The 18,536-nt window shown below is 64.9% G+C and carries 18 protein-coding genes; 7 read left to right on the top strand and 11 right to left on the bottom strand.

Annotation, left to right across the window (positions count from 1 at the left end):
* Positions 1–3: 3 nt before the first annotated feature.
* From EZM81_RS08295 to EZM81_RS08265, 7 genes are all read right to left on the bottom strand, one after another.
* Entirely contained in the window at positions 4–612 is a 609-nt protein-coding gene (locus EZM81_RS08295; protein WP_136645399.1) for an NTP transferase domain-containing protein, read from the bottom strand.
* Between the two features lie 109 nt (positions 613–721).
* Positions 722–3,145: an FAD-dependent oxidoreductase gene (locus EZM81_RS08290; protein ID WP_136645398.1), complete on the bottom strand. Its 2,424-nt coding sequence runs from the start codon at positions 3,143–3,145 to the stop codon at positions 722–724.
* An 84-nt stretch (positions 3,146–3,229) separates the two neighbouring features.
* Positions 3,230–4,531 carry a branched-chain amino acid ABC transporter permease gene (locus EZM81_RS08285; protein WP_135448538.1) on the bottom strand — a complete coding sequence of 434 codons (1,302 nt, stop codon included), beginning with the start codon at positions 4,529–4,531 and terminating at the stop codon, positions 3,230–3,232.
* Positions 4,528–5,538: a branched-chain amino acid ABC transporter permease gene (locus tag EZM81_RS08280; RefSeq protein WP_136645397.1), complete on the bottom strand. Its 1,011-nt coding sequence runs from the start codon at positions 5,536–5,538 to the stop codon at positions 4,528–4,530. The genes EZM81_RS08285 and EZM81_RS08280 overlap by 4 nt, the downstream gene beginning before the upstream one ends.
* A gap of 53 nt (positions 5,539–5,591) precedes the next feature.
* Entirely contained in the window at positions 5,592–6,302 is a 711-nt protein-coding gene (locus EZM81_RS08275) for an ABC transporter ATP-binding protein (RefSeq protein ID WP_135448533.1), read from the bottom strand.
* Positions 6,295–7,086: an ABC transporter ATP-binding protein gene (locus EZM81_RS08270; protein ID WP_136645396.1), complete on the bottom strand. Its 792-nt coding sequence runs from the start codon at positions 7,084–7,086 to the stop codon at positions 6,295–6,297. Before EZM81_RS08270 ends, EZM81_RS08275 begins: the two co-directional genes overlap by 8 nt.
* Positions 7,087–7,184: 98 nt before the next feature.
* Positions 7,185–8,381: an ABC transporter substrate-binding protein gene (locus EZM81_RS08265; protein WP_135448529.1), complete on the bottom strand. Its 1,197-nt coding sequence runs from the start codon at positions 8,379–8,381 to the stop codon at positions 7,185–7,187.
* A 177-nt stretch (positions 8,382–8,558) separates the two neighbouring features.
* Here EZM81_RS08265 and EZM81_RS08260 point away from each other — a divergent pair, with 177 nt between their 5' ends.
* Together EZM81_RS08260 and EZM81_RS08255 are read left to right on the top strand one after the other, a co-directional pair.
* A complete protein-coding gene (locus EZM81_RS08260; RefSeq protein ID WP_136645395.1) occupies positions 8,559–9,671 on the top strand; it encodes a PQQ-dependent sugar dehydrogenase in 1,113 nt (370 codons plus the stop codon).
* A gap of 134 nt (positions 9,672–9,805) precedes the next feature.
* On the top strand, positions 9,806–10,210 hold the full coding sequence (locus tag EZM81_RS08255; RefSeq protein WP_136645394.1) for a DUF805 domain-containing protein: 405 nt from the start codon (positions 9,806–9,808) through the stop codon (positions 10,208–10,210).
* Between the two features lie 18 nt (positions 10,211–10,228).
* Here the strand turns inward: EZM81_RS08255 and EZM81_RS08250 are convergent, their stop codons facing one another.
* Positions 10,229–11,251, bottom strand: coding sequence for a GlxA family transcriptional regulator (locus EZM81_RS08250; protein WP_136645393.1), 1,023 nt, complete (start codon positions 11,249–11,251; stop codon positions 10,229–10,231).
* Between the two features lie 156 nt (positions 11,252–11,407).
* Between EZM81_RS08250 and EZM81_RS08245 the strand changes: the two genes are divergently transcribed.
* Positions 11,408–12,778, top strand: coding sequence for a class II 3-deoxy-7-phosphoheptulonate synthase (locus EZM81_RS08245; RefSeq protein ID WP_136645392.1), 1,371 nt, complete (start codon positions 11,408–11,410; stop codon positions 12,776–12,778).
* Between the two features lie 52 nt (positions 12,779–12,830).
* Here the strand turns inward: EZM81_RS08245 and EZM81_RS08240 are convergent, their stop codons facing one another.
* The gene (locus tag EZM81_RS08240) at positions 12,831–13,361 is read right to left on the bottom strand and encodes a PAS domain-containing protein (protein ID WP_169052336.1); all 531 of its coding nucleotides are present in this window, start codon (positions 13,359–13,361) and stop codon (positions 12,831–12,833) included.
* Between the two features lie 237 nt (positions 13,362–13,598).
* On the opposite strand from EZM81_RS08240, the gene EZM81_RS08235 reads away from it, so the two are divergent.
* From EZM81_RS08235 to EZM81_RS08225, 3 genes are read left to right on the top strand one after another with little or no spacing between them, the layout of a single operon-like run.
* Positions 13,599–14,483: a YicC/YloC family endoribonuclease gene (locus EZM81_RS08235; RefSeq protein WP_136645533.1), complete on the top strand. Its 885-nt coding sequence runs from the start codon at positions 13,599–13,601 to the stop codon at positions 14,481–14,483.
* Between the two features lie 3 nt (positions 14,484–14,486).
* Complete coding sequence (gmk, locus tag EZM81_RS08230; protein WP_135448514.1) at positions 14,487–15,119, top strand: guanylate kinase; 633 nt, start codon at positions 14,487–14,489, stop codon at positions 15,117–15,119.
* Complete coding sequence (locus tag EZM81_RS08225; RefSeq protein WP_135448512.1) at positions 15,116–15,634, top strand: gamma carbonic anhydrase family protein; 519 nt, start codon at positions 15,116–15,118, stop codon at positions 15,632–15,634. Before gmk ends, EZM81_RS08225 begins: the two co-directional genes overlap by 4 nt.
* 3 nt (positions 15,635–15,637) lie before the next feature.
* Here EZM81_RS08225 and EZM81_RS08220 read toward each other — a convergent pair whose 3' ends face one another.
* Positions 15,638–15,943 carry a hypothetical protein gene (locus EZM81_RS08220; protein ID WP_211195398.1) on the bottom strand — a complete coding sequence of 102 codons (306 nt, stop codon included), beginning with the start codon at positions 15,941–15,943 and terminating at the stop codon, positions 15,638–15,640.
* A gap of 224 nt (positions 15,944–16,167) precedes the next feature.
* Here EZM81_RS08220 and EZM81_RS08215 point away from each other — a divergent pair, with 224 nt between their 5' ends.
* Positions 16,168–17,175, top strand: a complete 1,008-nt coding sequence (locus EZM81_RS08215) for a cell wall metabolism sensor histidine kinase WalK (protein WP_136645389.1) — start codon at positions 16,168–16,170, stop codon at positions 17,173–17,175.
* A 357-nt stretch (positions 17,176–17,532) separates the two neighbouring features.
* Here the strand turns inward: EZM81_RS08215 and EZM81_RS08210 are convergent, their stop codons facing one another.
* Entirely contained in the window at positions 17,533–18,465 is a 933-nt protein-coding gene (locus EZM81_RS08210; protein WP_136645388.1) for a nucleoside hydrolase, read from the bottom strand.
* Between the last annotated feature and the right edge of the window lie 71 nt (positions 18,466–18,536).

Raw genomic sequence — 18,536 nt, 5'->3', positions numbered from 1 at the left:
TCCTCAGCCCTGGGCGGCACGCCAGGCGGCCCAATCCTCGGGGGTGTCTAGATCCAGCAGAGCCATCCGGTCGGGCAGGGGAATGACCCTGATACGGCCCTGGCTCTGGCGCAGGACGGAACGTCCGCCTTCGTCGCCGGTCACCCGCGCCAGTTCAGGCCAGAGATCGCGTGGAAATATGGCTGGGTGGCCGGGCTGACCATCCAGGGTTCCACCCCGGATGATCAGGTCGGGATCGGCCCGAAAGCGCGCGATCAGATCGGCCAGCACGGCAGTCGTGAAACCGGGCATGTCGGCGGGCAGAATCATCACCCCGTCCTCGGGCCCCGCATCCGGTTCAACTGCCGCCATCCCGCGCACCAGCGACCGCGACATGCCCAGAGCGGCGTCAGGCACCTCGACGATCCGAACCGGCAGGTCGGCAAGAACTTTCCGGCGGGCGGTCGCGCCGGATGGCAGGGTGACCGTGACAGGGGCGCCGGTGCCAAGCGCCCCGCGCGCCACATGGCGAAGAAGCGGCTGATGCCCGACCGGCAAAAGCAGCTTGTCGCCTCCCCGCATCCGCGAGGACGCTCCGGCCGCAAGGATCAGGATGTGCACGACGGCTGCCATTGCCGCAGGCTCATGCCGGCGAACGCCCCTGTCAAGCAGCACATGGGCAGGTGCGGGTATCGACTGCCAAGGCCGGCAACAACCCGCCGGAACAGTGGAAGAGCGCCCGCTATCCCCGCATCCGCGCGCCGTCACCATCCCACAGCGGGGCAAGGTGCACCTGGGCTTGTCGGCGTTCGCCAAGGATCTCGATCTCGCAGGCCAGCCCGTCCTGCACGCGGTCGGCGGGCAGGAAACCCATGGCGACGGATTTCCCCGTCCAGTGGCTGAAACCGCCGCTGGTGCAGAAGCCGACAACGCTGCCGTCCAGCCAGATCGGTTCCCATGCCACCACATCGGCATCGGTGGCATCGACGATGAAGCTGACCAGGCGGCGCTTCGGCCCCCTGGCCTTTTCGGCGAGGGCCGCGGCCTTTCCGATCCATTCTGCCGGCTTGTTCCAGCGAATGAAGCGGTCAAGTCCGGTCTCGGCGGGGGTGTAATCGGGGCTGAATTCGCGGCCCCAGCTGCCGAACCATTTGTCCAGGCGCAGCGACATCATCGCACGCATCCCGAAGGGACGCAGGCCCAGATCCTTCCCGGCCTCGGTCAGCACGTCCCAGAGATGGCGGACGGACATGTGGTCGGTGAAGATCTCATACCCCAAGTCTCCGGTATAGCTGACGCGCTGGACGATGCAGTTGGCCATGCCAACGGTCATCCGCTTCACGTCCATGAAGCGGAAGGCATCGGGCGACACGTCGCTGCGGGTGACGCGCGACAGCAGTTCGCGCGCCTTCGGCCCGGCGATCTGGAAGCCGGAACGCGCGTCCGAGATGTTTTCCACACGCACCCCGTCCATCGCATTCTGTTCGAACCAGCGTTCGTGCCAGCCCTGGGCGCCATAGCTGGCGGTAAGCTGGAATTCGGTTTCCGACAGGCACGAGACGGTGAAATCGCCGATGATCTTGCCGCTGTGGGCCAGCATCGGGGTCAGGCTCAGCCGCCCGGGCTGCGGGATCAGCCCGGCCATGATCCGGTCAAGCCAGTCCCGCGCCTTCGGGCCGGTCACGCGATACTTGCCGAAGTTCTGCACCTCGTTGATGCCCACGCCCTCGCGCACGGCCAGCACCTCCTGACGCGTCGCCTCCCAGGCGTTCGACCGCTTGAAGCTGGGCGTCTCATAGCGGGGCTCGCCCGGCAGGGCGTGGTAGTTCACAACCTCCAGCCCGTATTGCTGGCCCCAGACCGCGTTCATCCGGTCGAACACGTCATACATCGGCGTGGTGCGGAAGGGGCGGGCGGCGGGGCGTTCCTCGTTCGGATAGCTGACCGAGAAGCGCATCTGATAGTTCTCGATCACCTTCGGCACGGTGTAGCCGGGGCTGGTCCAGTTCCCGAAGCGCGCGACGTCAAAGCCGCGCGGGTCGCGTTCCACCTCGCCGTGGATCATCCATTGCGCCAGCGCCAGGCCCATGCCCCCGCCCTGGCTGAACCCTGCCATCACCGCGCAGGCCGACCAGTAGTTGCGCAGGCCCGGCACCGGGCCGATCAGCGGGTTTCCGTCCGGGGCAAAGGTGAAGGGTCCATGGATCACCCGCTTGACGCCACTGCGCTCCAGCACAGGGAAGCGGCGGTAGGCGAAGGCGACGCTGTCCTCGATCTTGTCGAACTGCTCGTTCAAGAGCTCGTGACCGAAGTTCCAGGGCGTGCCGTCCACGGCCCAGGGTTCGCACGGTTTTTCGTAGAAGCCGATGCAGAGGCCGCGGCCTTCCTGCCGCAGATAGCTTTCCCCGCCGGGATCCATCACATGCGGAAATTCGCGGCCCTGCTTGAGGATATCCATGATCTCGGGGATGTCGTCTGTGACCAGGTATTGGTGCGCCATCGGCAACAATGGCAAGTAAACACCTGCCATTGCCCCCACTTCACGTGCCCAGAGCCCTGCGGCATTCACCAGATGTTCGCAATGGATGGTGCCCTTTTCGGTCACGACCTCCCAGCCGTCCCGCGTGGGGTTCGTCGCCAGCACGCGGTTATGCAGCACGATCTCGGCCCCGCCCATGCGTGCGGCCTTCGCATAGGCATGCGTGGTGCCCGAGGGGTCGAGGTGGCCGTCCAGCGGGTCATAAAGAGCGCCAAGGATGCCGTCGAGGTTCACCAACCCGTCGGTAAGCTTTGCGATCTCCTCCGGCCCAAGGATTTCGGTATCCAGACCCATGTAGCGGTGCTTGGCGCGCTCGGCCTTCAGCATTTCGAACCTGGCCTGGTTGTCGGCCAAGGTAATGCCGCCGACATGGTGCAGCCCGCAGGACATGCCGGTGATTTCCTCAAGCTCCTTGTAAAGCCGGATCGTGTAACCCTGAAGCGCGGCCATGTTGGTGTCGCCGTTCAGGGTATGAAAGCCGCCGGCCGCGTGCCAGGTGGAACCCGAGGTCAGGTCCGACCGTTCGATCAGCATCACGTCTGACCAGCCGAGCTTGGTCAGGTGATACAACACAGAACAGCCGACGACCCCGCCGCCGATCACGACCACGCGCGAATGGGTTTTCATGGACGACTCCCTACCTGTCCCGCGCAATCTGGCCGGGGCAGTTCAGGCGATCATGCGGTTTTGCGACAAATAATGTCGCAGTTGTCACTTCTCGGGGATCAGCCCGCGTGGAGAAAACCGCAGGACCAGAAGCAGGATCACACCAAGCGTCAGAAGGCGGATATTTTCGGCCGATCCGACCAGATGCGCCTTCAAAGCCCCATCGGGCAGGCCCGCGGTAACCAGACCCATGATGTTCGGCCCCAGGAATTCGACCGCGAAATACAGCCAGCCGACCAGCAGCCCGCCAAGGACCGTTCCCCAGTTGTTGCCGGATCCACCGACAATCACCATCACCCAGATCAGGAAGGTAAAGCGCAGCGGCTGATAGCTGCCCGGGGTCAGCGCGCCTTCCATCGACGTGGCCATGGCGCCGGCAAAGCCGATCACGGCAGAACCCAGGATAAAGACCTGCAAGTGCCGGCGTGTCACATCCTTGCCCATGGCGGCTGCGGCAACCTCGTTGTCGCGGATGGCACGCATCATCCGGCCCCAGGGGCTATTCAGGGCCCGTTCGAAGGCCCAGATGATTGCCCCCAGAACCAGTATGAACAAGCCCGCATAAAGAAGCTTGACCACGATCGTCGAGGCGGCGACCGGGTTCCAGCCCCAGTCGGCCACAAAGGCCAGGAAACCTGGTTGCTGCTGCAGGTCCACTTCCAGCGGCACGGGCCAAGGGCGCGGCAGCTGGGTGACGTTCTTCACCCCGCGGGCAAGCCAGTCCTCGTTCTTGATGACCGAGACGATGATCTCGGCAATGCCGAGGGTGGCGATGGCCAGATAGTCCGACCGAAGGCCAAGTGCAGTCTTGCCGATGGCCCAGGCAACAGCCGCGGCGAGCAAGCCGCCGACCGGCCAGGCGACCAGCGAGGGAAGGCCAAGCCCGCCAAGGTTACCGGCGAACTGAGGGTTCACCGCCTCGACCGCCGCGACATTCGGGTCGAAGATCGCACGGAACAGGAAGAAGCCACCGATCAGGATCGCGGCGACGGAAAGGGACCGCACCCGCCCGCGCGGCAGCAGTCTCCACGCGACGATCGCAGCCGCCACAGACAGCGCGCCCAGAACCAGCGCCAGAAGAATGCCAAGGCCGCCCGCCTGCCAGTTCTCGACGTTGGGCCGGGCCGAAACCAGCACGACGGCCAGACCGCCAAGGGCGGTGAAGCCCATGGTGCCCACCGAAAACAGCCCCGCATAGCCCCACTGCATGTTCACGCCCATGGCCGCGATCGTGGCCAGTAGCGCGAAGTTCAGGATCGACAGCGACGTATTCCAGCTGTTCATGAAGCCGGTCAGCACATAAAGGGCCGCGACGGCGGCAAACAGCGCCAGATTGCGCGCGCTCATAGCGATTTCCCCTTGAACAGGCCGGTCGGCATGAACAGAAGCACGATGATCAGGATGGTGAAGCTGACCGCGAACTTGTAGTCGGTGGACATCAGCTGCAGCAGCCCGTCCGGCGCCATGCTTTCGGGCAGGGCATAAGTGACGATCTTCTTCCACGCATTGGTCAGCAGCAGCTCGGAAAAGGCGATGACGAACCCGCCCGCGATCGCACCCAGAGGGCTGCCCAGCCCGCCGACGATCGCCGCCGCGAAGATCGGCAGCAGAAGCTGGAAATAGGTGAAGGGCTTGAAGCTCTTGTCCAGTCCGTAAAGGACGCCCGCGATGGTTGCCAGCGCGGCAGCGATGATCCAGGTCACCGCCACGACCCGGTCGGGGTTGATGCCCGACAAGAGCGCCAGATCCTCGTTGTCGGAAAAGGCGCGCATCGACTTGCCGGTGCGGGTCTTCTGCAGGAACCAGAACAGCAGCGCCACGACGATCACTGCCGTCACCACGGTCACCGCCTGGGTGGTGCGTATTGCCAATGGCTCGGCAAGGCCGGTGGCTTCGCGAAATTCTTGCGCGCTGATCACGAAGCGGGCGCCATCGGCAAAGTTCTGGTCGTTCACCCCGATGATCAGTCGGACGATGCCGTTCATCACGAACATCACGCCCAGCGAGACGATGACCACGATGGTCGGGCTTGCCTTCTGACGGCGGTAGAAGCGGTAGACAACCCGATCGGTTGCCAGCACGAAGGCAGCGGTTGCGGCGATGCCGACGGGCAGGGCAAGCAGGGCGGTGGGCAGCGGTCCGAAGGTCACGCCCGCGCCTTGAAGTGCCCAGGTCACGAGGATCGTGACCATGGTTCCGAAGGCCATGGTGTCGCCGTGGGCAAAGTTGGAAAACCGCAGGATGCCGTAGATCAGCGTCACACCCAGCGCCCCAAGCGCCAGCTGCGCCCCGTAGGCGAGCCCCGGGATGAAGACGAAGTTCAGGAAGGCGACGAGGGCGTTTACAAGATCCATCTTGTCACTGCATCCGTGATCTGGGGCGGTTCGGTGGGCAGGTTCGGGTCATGTCAGCCGCCCAGGAAGCTGCGGCGCACTTCCGGGTCGGCCATCAGGGCCTTGCCGGTGTCGGTGAAGCGGTTGGCACCCTGCACCAGAACATAACCCTTGTCTGCGATCTCGAGCGCCTGGCGGGCGTTCTGTTCGACCATCAGGATGGAAATGCCGGTCCGGGCGACCTCGATGATGCGGTCGAACAGCTCGTCCATCACGATGGGGCTGACGCCGGCAGTCGGTTCGTCCAGCATCAGAACCTTGGGCTGGGTCATCAGCGCGCGACCCACGGCCACCTGCTGGCGCTGGCCGCCAGACAGTTCCCCCGCCGCCTGATAGCGTTTGGTCTTCAGGATCGGGAACAGTTCATAGACCTGCTCCATCGTCGTCCGAATGTCGTCGCGGCGCAGGAAGGCGCCCATTTCCAGGTTCTCCTCGACCGTCATCGAGGTGAAGATGTTGTGCGTCTGCGGCACGAAGGCCATGCCCTTGGCCACGCGTGCCTGGGGCGAAAGTTGGGTGATGTCCTCGCCGTCCAGCCGGACATGGCCCGCACGCAGTTTCAGCATGCCGAAGACGGCCTTCATCGCGGTGGACTTGCCCGCCCCGTTGGGGCCGACGATCACTGCGATTTCACCCCTTTCGACCGCAATTGTGCAGCCATGCAGGATATCGACCGCGCCATAGCCGCCGGTCATCGCCTCGCCGATCAGGAAGGGCTCAGACATGGAAGCCCTCCGCCTTGGCCTTGTTCTTCAACCCTGTGCCCAGATAGGCCTCGATCACGCGCTCGTCGCTTTTCACCTCGTCCACGGTGCCCTCGGCCAGAACCTTGCCTTCGGCCATCACGATCACCGGGTCGCAGAGACGCGCGATGAAGTCCATGTCGTGTTCGATCACGCAGAAGGTATAGCCGCGTTCCCTGTTCAGCCGCACGATGGCATCGCCGATCGTGTTCAGAAGCGTCCGGTTCACGCCAGCACCGACCTCGTCCAGGAAGACGATCTTGGCGTCCACCATCATCGTCCGCCCCAGCTCCAGCAACTTCTTCTGCCCGCCCGAGATGTTGGCGGCCTTCTGGTCGGCCAGATGGCTGATCGTCAGGAACTCCAGCACCTCGTCGGCCTTTTCGCGCAGCCGCTTTTCTTCGGCCGCAATGGTGCCCCGCCGGAACCAGGTGTTGAAGATCGTCTCGCCCGTCTGATTGGGCGGCACCATCATCAGGTTTTCGCGCACCGTCATCGACCCGAACTCGTGCGCGATCTGGAAGGTGCGCAGCAGGCCCTTGTGGAACAGCACATGCGGGGGCAGGCCGGTGATGTCCTCGCCGTCCATCAGCACCCGGCCCGAGGTCGGCGGCAGGCGTCCGGCAATCACGTTGAACAGGGTGGTCTTGCCCGCGCCGTTCGGCCCGATCAGTCCGGTGATCGAGCCTGTCCTGATGGTCAGCGACGCCCCGTCAACGGCACGAAAGCCCCCGAAGTGCCGGTGAAGGTCTTCGACTACGATCATCCATTTCCCCCAAGGCCCCGCCTCTGTTCGGGCGGGTTCATAAGCAGCGGCCCGGGGACATGCCCGGGCCGCGCTGGTCTGTCAACCGGTTTTCCGTATCAGCGGAAACCGACGGTCTCGTTCTTGCCGTTCCGGACCTCGATCACCCGGTAGCGGCCTGCGCTTTCGCCGGGCCCGATCAGGTGCACGGCGGTCGCGCCCTCGTAGTCGATGGGCGTCCCTGCCGCGATCAGATCCAGTGCCTTGGCCAGTTCGCCCGGATAGATCTTTTCGCCCGTGCCATCGGCCGGACCGTTGGCCACTTCCATGACCTTGTCCTTGTAGACCTTCGGATCGGTCGAGCCCGCCGCCGCCATGGCCAGCGCGATCAGGGCAGCCGCGTCATAGCTTTCCGGCGCATAGGCCGAGGTTCCGTCGAAGCCTGCCGCCTTGGCCATCTCCTCGAACGTCGCGGCACCGGCCGAATCCGAGCCCGCGATCTGGCCCCAAGAGCCGTCCAGCGCCGGCCCGATCGCCTGGGGCAGGCTGTCGCCGATCATGCCGCCCGGCAGGCCGAAGGTCGAGAAGGCACCGGTGTCCAGCGCGGCCTGGATGATGCCCTTGCCGCCCTGGTCCAGATAGCCCGCGACAACCAGCAGGTCGCCGCCGGCCGAGGCCAGCGCCGCAACTTCAGCCGAATAGTCGGCCTTTCCGTCCTCGTGCGCGGCGTTGATCGTGACCGTGCCGCCCTTGGCGGTGAAGGAATTGGCAATGGCTTCGGCCAGACCCTTGCCGTAGTCGTTGTTGGTGTAAGTCAGCGCGATCGACTTGATGCCCTTTTCGACCAGCATTTCGGCCATGACTTCGCCTTCGCGCGCATCCGACGGCGCGGTGCGGAAGAACAGGCCATCATCCTCGGCCGTGGTCAGCGCGGGCGAGGTGGCCGAGGGCGAGATCATGACCATGCCGTTCGGGCGAGCGACGTTCTGCAGAACGGCACCCGTCACGCCCGAACAGTCGGCGCCGACGATGCCCTTGACCATGTCCGAGGTGACCAGACGTTCGGCCGCGGCCGTGCCGGCCTGGGCATCGCCGCAGGTGCTGTCGCCGCGCACCGGCACCATCGTGGAGCCGCCGAGGAACTTGCCCGAATCCGACACTTCCTTCATCGCCATCTCGGCCGCCGCCGCCATGGCGGGGGCGAGGGATTCGATGGGGCCGGTGAAGCCGATCAGGATGCCGACCTTGACCTCTTCGGCCGCGGCGGCCCCGGCAAGCGCGGTGGCCGCTGCCGACGCCAGAAGCAGTTTTTTCATTGTTGTCTCCCTAATTGGATCGCAATCCTGCGGAAGACCCTAGTAGGCCAAAATCGAAAAGAAAAGCGGTTTGACGGGTCTTTCGGGGCACCAATCCCAACCAAGCCGTGACCTGTGGTGAGTGGACGTTTACCGCCATGCGACCTAGATTCAGGGGAAGCAACCGAAAGGAGAACCATGCGCCGCGCCCTTGCCCTGACCACGCTGGTGGCTTTTGCCGGTCACGCCCTGGCCCAGGACATTCTGGACACGTCAGCCGGCCCGATGTCCGTCATCCCGGTTGCGACCGGATTGCAGGAGCCATGGGCCATCGGCTTCCTGCCCGGCGGGGCTTTCCTCGTGACCGAAAGGGACGGGGTGCTGAAATACTTCGCGGCTGCGGGGGGCGAAGCGGTTACGGTCGAGGGGGGGCCCGAGGTTGCAGCCGAAGGGCAGGGCGGTCTGCTAGACCTGATGGTGCCGCGCGATTTTCCTGTCAGCCGAGAGGTCTGGCTCAGCTATTCCGCACCGCGCGACGCAGGGGCGGTCACGGCCGTGGGGCGCGGGATCCTGTCCGAGGACGGCAGCCGCCTGGTTGGCTTCGAGCAGGTCTTTGCCATTCCCGAAGGCGCAAGTGGGGGGCGGCACTTCGGCTCGCGCCTCGTGGAGGCGCCGGACGGGTCGATCTTCATGACTGTGGGTGACCGTGGCACCGGGCCCGGGGGACTGGAAGCGCAGGACCCGATGCGCGGTGAAGGCAAGGTGATCCATCTTGCCCGCGATGGCCAGCCCGCAACCGTATTGCCCGCTGCCCTGCCCGGTGTCTACAGCCTTGGCCACCGCAACGCGCAAGGTGCCGCGCTGGATCTGCAGGGCCGGCTGTGGACCGTCGAACACGGTGCGCGCGGGGGCGACGAGCTGAACGCGCCGGCACCCGGCAGGAACTATGGTTGGCCGGTCATCACCTATGGGGTCAATTACAACGGGCAGCCGATCGGCGCCGGCACGGAACGGGACGGCATGGAACAGCCCGTGCATTTCTGGGATCCTTCGATCGCGCCGTCGGGCCTGATGATCTATTCCGGCGCGCTGGTGCCGGAATGGCGTGGCGACATCTTCTTCGGTTCGCTGAACAGCGATTTTCTGGGCCGGCTTGACCCCGACACGCCGGCTGTCACCGGCTATGCCGAGGAACGGCTTGCGGGCGAGGCCACGCTTCGCGTGCGCGACGTGCGCGAGGCGCCAGACGGTTCGATCTGGTTCCTTTCGGTTCTGAACGGTGCGGCCTACAGGCTTGCCCCGGCAGACTGAAGACCGCGGCCGCATGGCCCTGGGGCATCGTTCCGGAAGGAAAGGACTTGAATTCCAGGCTGACCTTGCGAACATGCAGGGCGTTTTCAATCGCATGGAACAGTTTTCAATCGCATGGAACATTTGAGGCGCGGATGAATTTTGCCAAAGCTGTCAGCAATGTATATCGCAACTACTTCAACTTCAGCGGTCGGGCCCAGCGGTCCGAGTACTGGTGGTTCTTTCTGTTCTCCGTCATCGTCTCGTTCATCATCATGGTCGTCGAGACTGCCTTGGGTCTTGGCGAGGGGGCCATGATGCGCGGCGGTGGCGGGTTCGAGGCAAGCTACAACGGCGGCCCGCTGTCGATGCTGTGGTCTCTGGTCAACCTGATCCCGGCGCTGGCCCTTTCCGTTCGGCGGCTGCACGATACCGACCGGTCGGGCTGGTGGCTGTTGATCGGCCTTTTGCCGCTGATCGGGATCATCGTCCTTATCGTGTTCTTCGCCAGCAAGGGCTATCCCGGCGCGAACCGGTTCGGCGACGATCCGCGCGCCTGACAGGCACGGAGCAGCTGTTCAGATCGACAGACGTGCCGGTGCCCCGCCGGGCAGCCCCTGGGTGCCGCGTTCACGATAGGGTGTGGTGTGATAATGGCTGCGGTAGCATTTCGAGAAATGCGAAGGGCTGGCAAAACCGCAGGCCAGCGCCACGTTGATCACGCTCATGTCGGTCTGCATCAGCAGGTTCCGCGCCTTCTGCAGCCGCAGTTCCATGTAATAGCGTTTGGGGCTGCGGTTCAGATAGCGGCGGAACAGCCGTTCCAGCTGGCGCGTGGACATGCCCACTTCCTCGGCCAGATCGGCGGGTGACATCGGATCCTCGATGTTTCCTTCCATCATCTGGATGACCTGGCTGAGTTTCGGGTGTCGCACACCGATCCTGGTCGGGATCGACAGGCGCTGGGTGTCCTGATCGGTGCGGATCGTGGAATAGATCAGCTGGTCGGCGACCGTGTTCGCCAGGTCCTCGCCATGGTCGGCGGCAATGACCTTCAGCATCAGGTCGATGGACGAGGTGCCCCCCGCAGTGGTCCAGCGGTTGCCGTCCATCACGAAGACCGATTTCGTCAGCTTCACCGCCTCGAACTCCTCAAGGAAGCCGTCCTGGTTTTCCCAGTGGATCGTGGCCTTCTTTCCGTCCAGCAGGCCGGCCTTGGCGACGGCATAGGCCCCGGTGCACAGCCCCCCGATGGTTGCCCCCCGCCGCGCCTCGCGCCGAAGCCAGTTGATGATGCCCCGGGTCGTCGCCTTCTGCACATCGACACCGCCGCAGACCAGCACGATGTCGTCACGCTCGATCTCGTCCAGCCCCATGTCCAGCTTGAACGCCGCGCCGTTCGAACAGGTGGCATATTCCCCGCCTTCGCCAGCCAGAACCCAGCGGTAAAGTTCCTGCCCCGAAACGCGGTTCGCGATGCGCAGGGGCTCGATCGCACCGGCAAAGGACAGCATGGTGAAACGGTCGAGAAGCAGAAAGACGAAACGCCGGGGCGTTGCTTCCTTGGCGATTGGAGTGGCTTTGCGCAGAAGATTCGACATCTTGCGACCTGAACGTGTCGTTTGCATGCTACGGAACCGCAAATTCCGGGCAGCCGCAAGGGCCGAAACGGGCAGTTTTCGCCCAATCTCCCTTTGCCAAGGCGGAAACGGTTGCGTATACCGCAGGCCGATCTGCCGATGACTGGAGTAGGACCGATGACCAAGGGATGGACGAAAGCCGCCTGGCGCGCGAAGCCGCGGGTCCAGATGCCGGATTATCCCGATCAGGGTGCACTGAACGCGGTCGAGGCTCAGCTGGCGAAGTATCCCCCGCTTGTCTTCGCCGGCGAGGCGCGGCGGCTGAAGAAGCAGCTTGCACTTGCGGCCGAGGGCAAGGCCTTCCTTCTGCAGGGCGGCGACTGCGCCGAAAGCTTTGCGGAATTCAGCGCCGACAACATCCGCGATACCTTCCGGGTGATGCTGCAGATGGCGGTGGTGCTGACCTATGCCGCCAAGGTGCCGGTCATCAAGGTCGGCCGCATGGCCGGCCAGTTCGCCAAGCCGCGCAGCGCCCCGACCGAGGTCATCAACGGTGTGGAGCTGCCTAGCTACAAGGGCGACATCATCAACGGCTTCGAGCCCACGCCCGAGGCGCGCATCCCCGACCCGGCGCGGATGTTGCAGGCCTATACCCAGGCGGCGGCCAGTCTGAACCTGCTGCGCGCCTTCAGCACCGGCGGTTTTGCCGACATCCACCGGGTGCATTCCTGGACGCTGGGCTTTGCCGAACATGACAAGGCCGAACGCTATCGGGAAATGGCCAACCGCATCTCTGATGCGCTGGATTTCATGAATGCGGCCGGGGTCAACAGCGACACCGCGCAAGAGCTGGCGCGCGTCGATTTCTATACCAGCCACGAGGCGCTGCTCCTGGAATACGAAGAGGCGCTGTGCCGGGTGGATTCGATCACGGGTCAGCCGGTCGCAGGCTCGGGCCACATGATCTGGATCGGCGATCGCACACGGCAGCCCGACGGGGCGCATGTCGAATTCTGCCGCGGCGTGCTGAACCCGATCGGGCTGAAATGCGGCCCCACCACCACGGCCGAGGATCTGAAGGTGCTGATGGCCAAGCTGAACCCGGAGAACGAGCCGGGCCGGCTGACGCTGATCGCGCGCTTTGGCGCGGGCAAGGTGGGTGACCATCTGCCGCGGCTGATCAAGACCGTGCGCGAGGAAGGCGCGAACGTCGTCTGGTCCTGCGACCCGATGCATGGCAACACGATCAAATCCTCGACAGGCTACAAGACCCGCCCCTTCGACAGCGTCCTGCGCGAGGTGCGCGAGTTCTTCGCCATCCACAAGGCCGAAGGCACGGTGCCGGGCGGGGTGCATTTCGAGATGACCGGCAAGGACGTGACCGAATGCACTGGTGGCCTGCGCGCCGTGTCGGACGAGAACCTGGCCGACCGCTATCATACCGCCTGCGACCCGCGGCTCAATGCCAGCCAATCGCTGGAATTGGCCTTCCTGGTGGCTGAAGAACTGTCCTCGCAGCGCGAGGCCGACCGGCGCGTGGCGCTTTAGCCACCGTAACGGGCACGGCGTCGCGGCGGCGGGGGCCACCTTGCCGCCGCAGTCATTCGTCTGAGCAGTGAACCAGCTTCAGGTAGCGGCGGCTTGGGGTGGCCCCAATCCCGACAGTTTCCGACGCCGAAGTGCGTGGCACGACGGGTAGTTCCGCGATCCGGCGCAGGATGCGGAACCTTGACCCTGGTGGCACCAGGTTGCTGCCAAGGCACCCCAGCACCAGCCGTTTTTCGGGGCCATCGGTCAGGGGCAATAGCAGCAGCTGCGCGACGGGCTGCACACAGCACCTGTCCAATGTCAGGACCAGCGTGGCCAACCTTCTGTCTGCTGCAACGCATTCGACCACTTCGGCCAGGGTTTCCCGGGCCTCGGCGGAAAAAAGACAGCACAGGGGAAGGCCGCGCAGGTCCGTTCCGGCAATGCTGGCCAGCGTCGAGCCGGCGAAACGTAGATGCGCAATCCCCTTGCCGAGGGGTTCGGCAAGGAACACACGGTTCAGCACGCCGGCCAGTCTGCGCGCGTCCAGTTGCGCACGGTCCGGGACATAGCCCGGCTTGCGCAGGTTTTTCCAGCAGGCCAAGACATCCGCGGGACCGGGAATCAACTGCAATGCCCTGCTTGGATGGGGCGGGTGGGAACGACCCCGGTCAGGAATCCTTGCATCCATCGCATACCTTGCCGAACGGACCTTGCGACTTGCGGCCCATCCGTGGCCACGCCATGAAGACAAGCTACGGCGGATCGCCAAGAATCGGACGAAAATCTAATCAATGGTAAATACCGGGCCTCTCGGGGCTGAAAGGACCGCATGATTTCGATGACAGGCTTTGCCGCAAGGCGCGGCACAGGGGCGGGCCACGCCTGGGTCTGGGACCTACGTTCGGTCAACGGCAAGGGGCTGGATCTGCGCCTGCGCCTTCCTGACTGGATCGACGGGCTGGAACTGGCAGTCCGTGCGGAATTGCAGAAGGCTGTGCCGCGCGGAAATGTCACCCTGACGTTGAAGGTCATGCAGGACGGCGGCGGCGATGATGGCGTTTTCCGGCTGAACCGGCGCCAGCTGGCGGCGGCTCTGGCGGCCCTGGGCGAAGTGGAAGCAGCCGCGGTGGCGGCAGGTGTCACCCTCCGCCAGCCGACGGCGACCGATGTGCTGACGCTGCGCGGCGTCCTGGACCAGAGCAACGAAACCCAGGACACCGCCCCCCTGCGCGCCGCGATCCTGGCCGACCTTCCGGGCCTGCTTGCCGACTTTGCAGCAATGCGCGAGACCGAAGGTGCGGCACTGGCCGCCGTTCTTGCCGCGCAACTTGACCGGATCGAGGCCCTGACCGCCGAAGCGCAGCGCGAGGCCGTCGCGCGGTCGGCGGTCCAGGCCGACACGCTGCGCGAGGCGGTTACCCGCGTGATGGCGGCGACCGACGCGGTGGACGCGGGCCGGCTGGCTCAGGAACTGGCGATGCTGGCCGTGAAGACCGACGTGACCGAGGAGCTGGATCGCCTGTCGGCCCATGTCGCCGCAGCCCGCGCCCATCTTACCGAAACCGCCCCGGTGGGCCGCAAGCTGGATTTCCTGATGCAGGAATTCATGCGCGAAGCGAACACGCTGTGTTCCAAGGCGCAGTCTCTGGCGCTGACCCGGATCGGCCTTGACCTGAAAACCGTCATCGATCAGATGCGCGAACAGGTGCAGAATGTGGAATGACCAATGACGCGGCGCGGGCTGCTTCTCATCCTTTCCTCGCCCTCGGGCGCCGGCAAATCGACGCTCAGCCGGATGCTGATGGCCTGGGATCCGACGATGCGCTTTTCGGTCTCGGCCACGACCCGCCCCCCCCGTCCGGGCGAGGTGGACGGGCGGGAATACTATTTCCGCTCGCGCGAGGAATTCGAGGCCATGGTGAAGGCCGGCGAGATGCTGGAACACGCCGAGGTCTTCGGAAACCTGTACGGCTCGCCAAAGGGCCCGGTGCTGGCGGCGATGGAAGCGGGCACCGATACCGTCTTCGACATTGACTGGCAGGGTGGCCAGCAGATCAAGCAGGCCATGCGCGGCGATGTCGTGTCGATCTTCATCCTGCCGCCGTCCATTGCCGAACTGGAACGGCGACTGCGGACCCGCGCCCAGGACAGCGACGAGGTCATCCGCGGTCGCATGGCCAAAAGCCGCGACGAGATAAGCCACTGGGCGGAGTACGACTATGTGCTGGTCAACGATGATCTTGAGGCAACCTTCGACAAGCTCAAGACCATCCTGACGGCGGAACGCCTGAAACGCGAACGCCAGCCGGACCTGTCGGCCTTTGTCCGCTCGTTGAACGAGGAGTTCGAGGCCCGATGATCTATGCGCTTGACGGCATCTCTCCGCAGATCGACCCGACAGCCTGGGTGGCGCCGGATGCCAACCTGATCGGCCGCGTCGTGCTGGAGGCAGAGGCCTCGGTCTGGTTCGGCGTGACGATCCGTGGCGACAACGAGGAAATCCGGGTGGGCCGCGGCTCGAACGTGCAGGAGAACTGTGTCCTGCATACCGACATGGGCTATCCACTGGTTATCGGCACGGATTGTACCATCGGACACAAGGCCATGCTGCATGGATGCATGATCGGCGACGGCAGCCTGATCGGGATGGGGGCGACGATCCTGAATGGCGCTCGGATCGGCCGGGGCTGTCTGATCGGTGCTTGCGCACTGGTGACCGAAGGCAAGGAAATACCTGACGGGTCGCTGGTCATGGGCGCGCCGGGCAAGGTGGTGCGCGTTCTGGACCAGGCTGCCCGTGACCGCCTTCTGCTGTCAGCGGCTGGCTATCGGGCCAATGCTGCCCGTTACCGCCAGGGGCTGCGCCCGGCCTGAGGTTCAGGCCTCTTCCACCATTTCCAGCGTGATGCCTTGCCGGACGGCATGGCTGCGCAACTCGCGCAGGACGATCTGCCGGTTGGGCAGTTTGGGCGCCACGATGCGCAGCACGCGGCGATAGCCCGCCGATCCAAGTGTTTCGATCATTTCCAGGGCATCGAAATCGTCGCAGAACAGCGGCGCAACCACCAGTTCCAGCGTATCGGGCAGCGGCAGGTGTTCGGCCAGTTGCACATACGGGATAGACGCGGCTTCATCGGGCCGGAGCACGCCTTCCGGGAATGTCGCCTGGGGAATGCCGATCACCAGGCATCTCAACCTCTGCGACATCGTTAGCTCCACCTCCGTCATGAGGGGCGCCGGGCAAGCGTCTGGATCGCCTGGAGTTTCCACCGGTGCCGACCTTCGATCCGGGCAAAGGCCGGCAGCGAACTAATTCACTTACAGTGCAGAAAGATTACCGCTATTTCCTGACCTGGCAAGACGCGTGAGGCAAAAAGTTGACCCGGCTGGCCGGGCAGGGGCGCAGGATGGATTGGGACAGGGTGCTTGCAGGGCTGCCGATGCCGGCGATGCTGGTGGAGCGCGAGGACCGGGTCGAAGCCGGGAACGGCCCGCTCATCGCCCTTCTGGGCGACGGAGTCGTCGGTCGCAACCCCGCCATGGCCGTGCGGGCGCCTTCGGTGCTGGCCGCGATCGGCGCCGTCACGCGGCAGGGTGGCGTGCAGGAGGCCCGCATGACCCTGCGGCGCGACGGGCAGGAGCAGGTGTTCCAGGTCACCGTGTCGGATCAGGGCGAGGGCCGCGTGTTGTGCGTCTTTCGCGATGTCAGCGAGGAGGAGAAGGCCGGAGAGATGCGGCGCGACTTCGTGGCCAATGTCTCTCATGAGTTGCGCACCCCTCTGACCGCGCTGATGGGCTTCATCGAGACGCTGAAGAATGCCGCGCGCGACGATCCCAAGGCGCGCGACATGTTTCTGGGCATCATGGAGCACGAGGCGGGGCGCATGAACCGGTTGGTTCGCGACCTGTTGCAGCTTTCGCGCGTCGAGGCGGAAGAGCGGGTCCGTCCCCGCGACAGGGTGGAACTGAAGCCGCTTCTGGAAAACGTGATCGGATCCCTGAAAGGGGTGGCCGAGCGGTCGCGCGCGCGGGTGGAGTTGGCGGGTGATCCGGTGACCGTGCCGGGGGATGCCGACCAGCTGACGCAGGTCTTCACCAATCTGATTGAGAATGCGCTGAAATACGGAAGGGAAGGGCAGGTCGTGCGGATCACGCTCAGCCCCGAGGACACCGTCCGCGGCCCGGCGATCCGCGTCGATGTCGCGGACGAAGGCGAAGGCATCGACCCGATCCACATCCCGCGCCTGACCGAACGGTTCTACCGTGTCGACAGCCACCGCAGCCGCGAGATGGGCGGAACGGGCCTGGGCCTTGCCATCGTCAAGCACATCGTCAGCCGCCACCGCGGCTGGCTGCGGATCGAAAGCGAGAAGGGCGAGGGCAGCCGGTTCTCGGTGGTGCTGCCGCTGGGTTGAGGCGGCGGGGCAGCAAGATCCGATCTGTCCAGGTTGGGCAAATGCGGATCATCGACGGCCCCGCAAGATGCCCTAAGGCTGCGCCGTAGGTTGCGCTTCCGCGCAGCTTTACGGACGGCCGCTGTTCAGTGTCTGGGCAGCGCCGCGTGCTGATCAACGCAGCGGTGCGGAAGCGCACCCAACGCCAGGATCTGCGATGCAGAGCCAGAAATAGCGACGCGGACCTTCGCCTTGTGCAATGGATGGTCCGTGGCGGATGCCCGGAGCTTTGGTCGGCACTACCGAGACCGCGACGTGGCGAGGTGTCATCATGTCGGGTCAACCCGGAGAAACCGGAGCTTCGGCCCGGGTGTCCCCTCACAACCTCCCCAACCGCTCCGTCAGCAGCCGGTAGAACCCCTCCCGGTCCACGCCGCCCATGAAGAGCGCGTTGGGCGCGCGGTCGGTCACGCGCCACCAGTCGGCGACGGTCATGCCGAGGGTGAGGGGGCTTTGCGTCTCGATTTCCACGTTGATGTGCCGGCCGGTGAAGAGGGCGGGTTCCAGCAGATAGGCGATCACGCAGGGGTCGTGCAGGGGGGCGCCTTCGCTGCCGTATTTGGCGGTGTCGAAGCGTTCGAAGAAATCGGTCCAGCTGGCCACCGCCTGGCCGACGGGCGTGCCGAGGGACCGCATCCCCTCGACCCAGGCACGGCTGGTCAGCGCCTTGTGGGTGACGTCAAGCGGCATGACCACCAGCGGAACGCCGGATCGGAACACGATGTCGGCGGCTTCGGGATCGACGTAGATGTTGAATTCTGCCGCCGGGGTGATGTTGCCGCCTTCGAAGCAGCCGCCGCCCATCAGGACGATCTCGGCCACACGCGAAACGATATCCGGGGCGCGCTGGAAGGCGGTGGCGATGTTCGTCAGCGGGCCAAGCGGGCAGAGGGTGATCGTGCCGGGGGCATGGGCGCGCAGCGTGTCGATCAGGAAATCGACGGCGTGTTCGGGTTGCAGCGGATGCGTTGGGTCGGGCAGGGCGATACCGTCAAGCCCTGTCGTGCCGTGGACATGTTCGGCAGTGACGAGTTTGCGCTTCAGCGGTGCCTCGCAACCGGCATAGACCGGGGTGTCCTTTCGGGCAAGTTCGACGACGGTGCGCGCGTTTTTCTGGGTCAGCGGCAGGGGCACGTTGCCGGCAACGGCGGTGATGCCCAGAACCTCGAGCTCGGGAGAGGCGAGGGCGAGCAGGATGGCGACGGCGTCGTCCTGGCCGGGGTCGGTATCGATGATGATCTTGCGGGGCATGGGTGTGACTCCTTTGCCGGGAATAAGGCGACATGGAAGAAAATTTGTCCAGATGGTCAGGAAATAGCGAG

Source organism: Tabrizicola sp. YIM 78059 (assembly GCF_004959785.1).
Classification (GTDB): domain Bacteria; phylum Pseudomonadota; class Alphaproteobacteria; order Rhodobacterales; family Rhodobacteraceae; genus Tabrizicola; species Tabrizicola caldifontis.
Note: the sequence above shows the minus strand (reverse complement) of the source record. Positions and strands in the feature narration are given on the sequence as shown.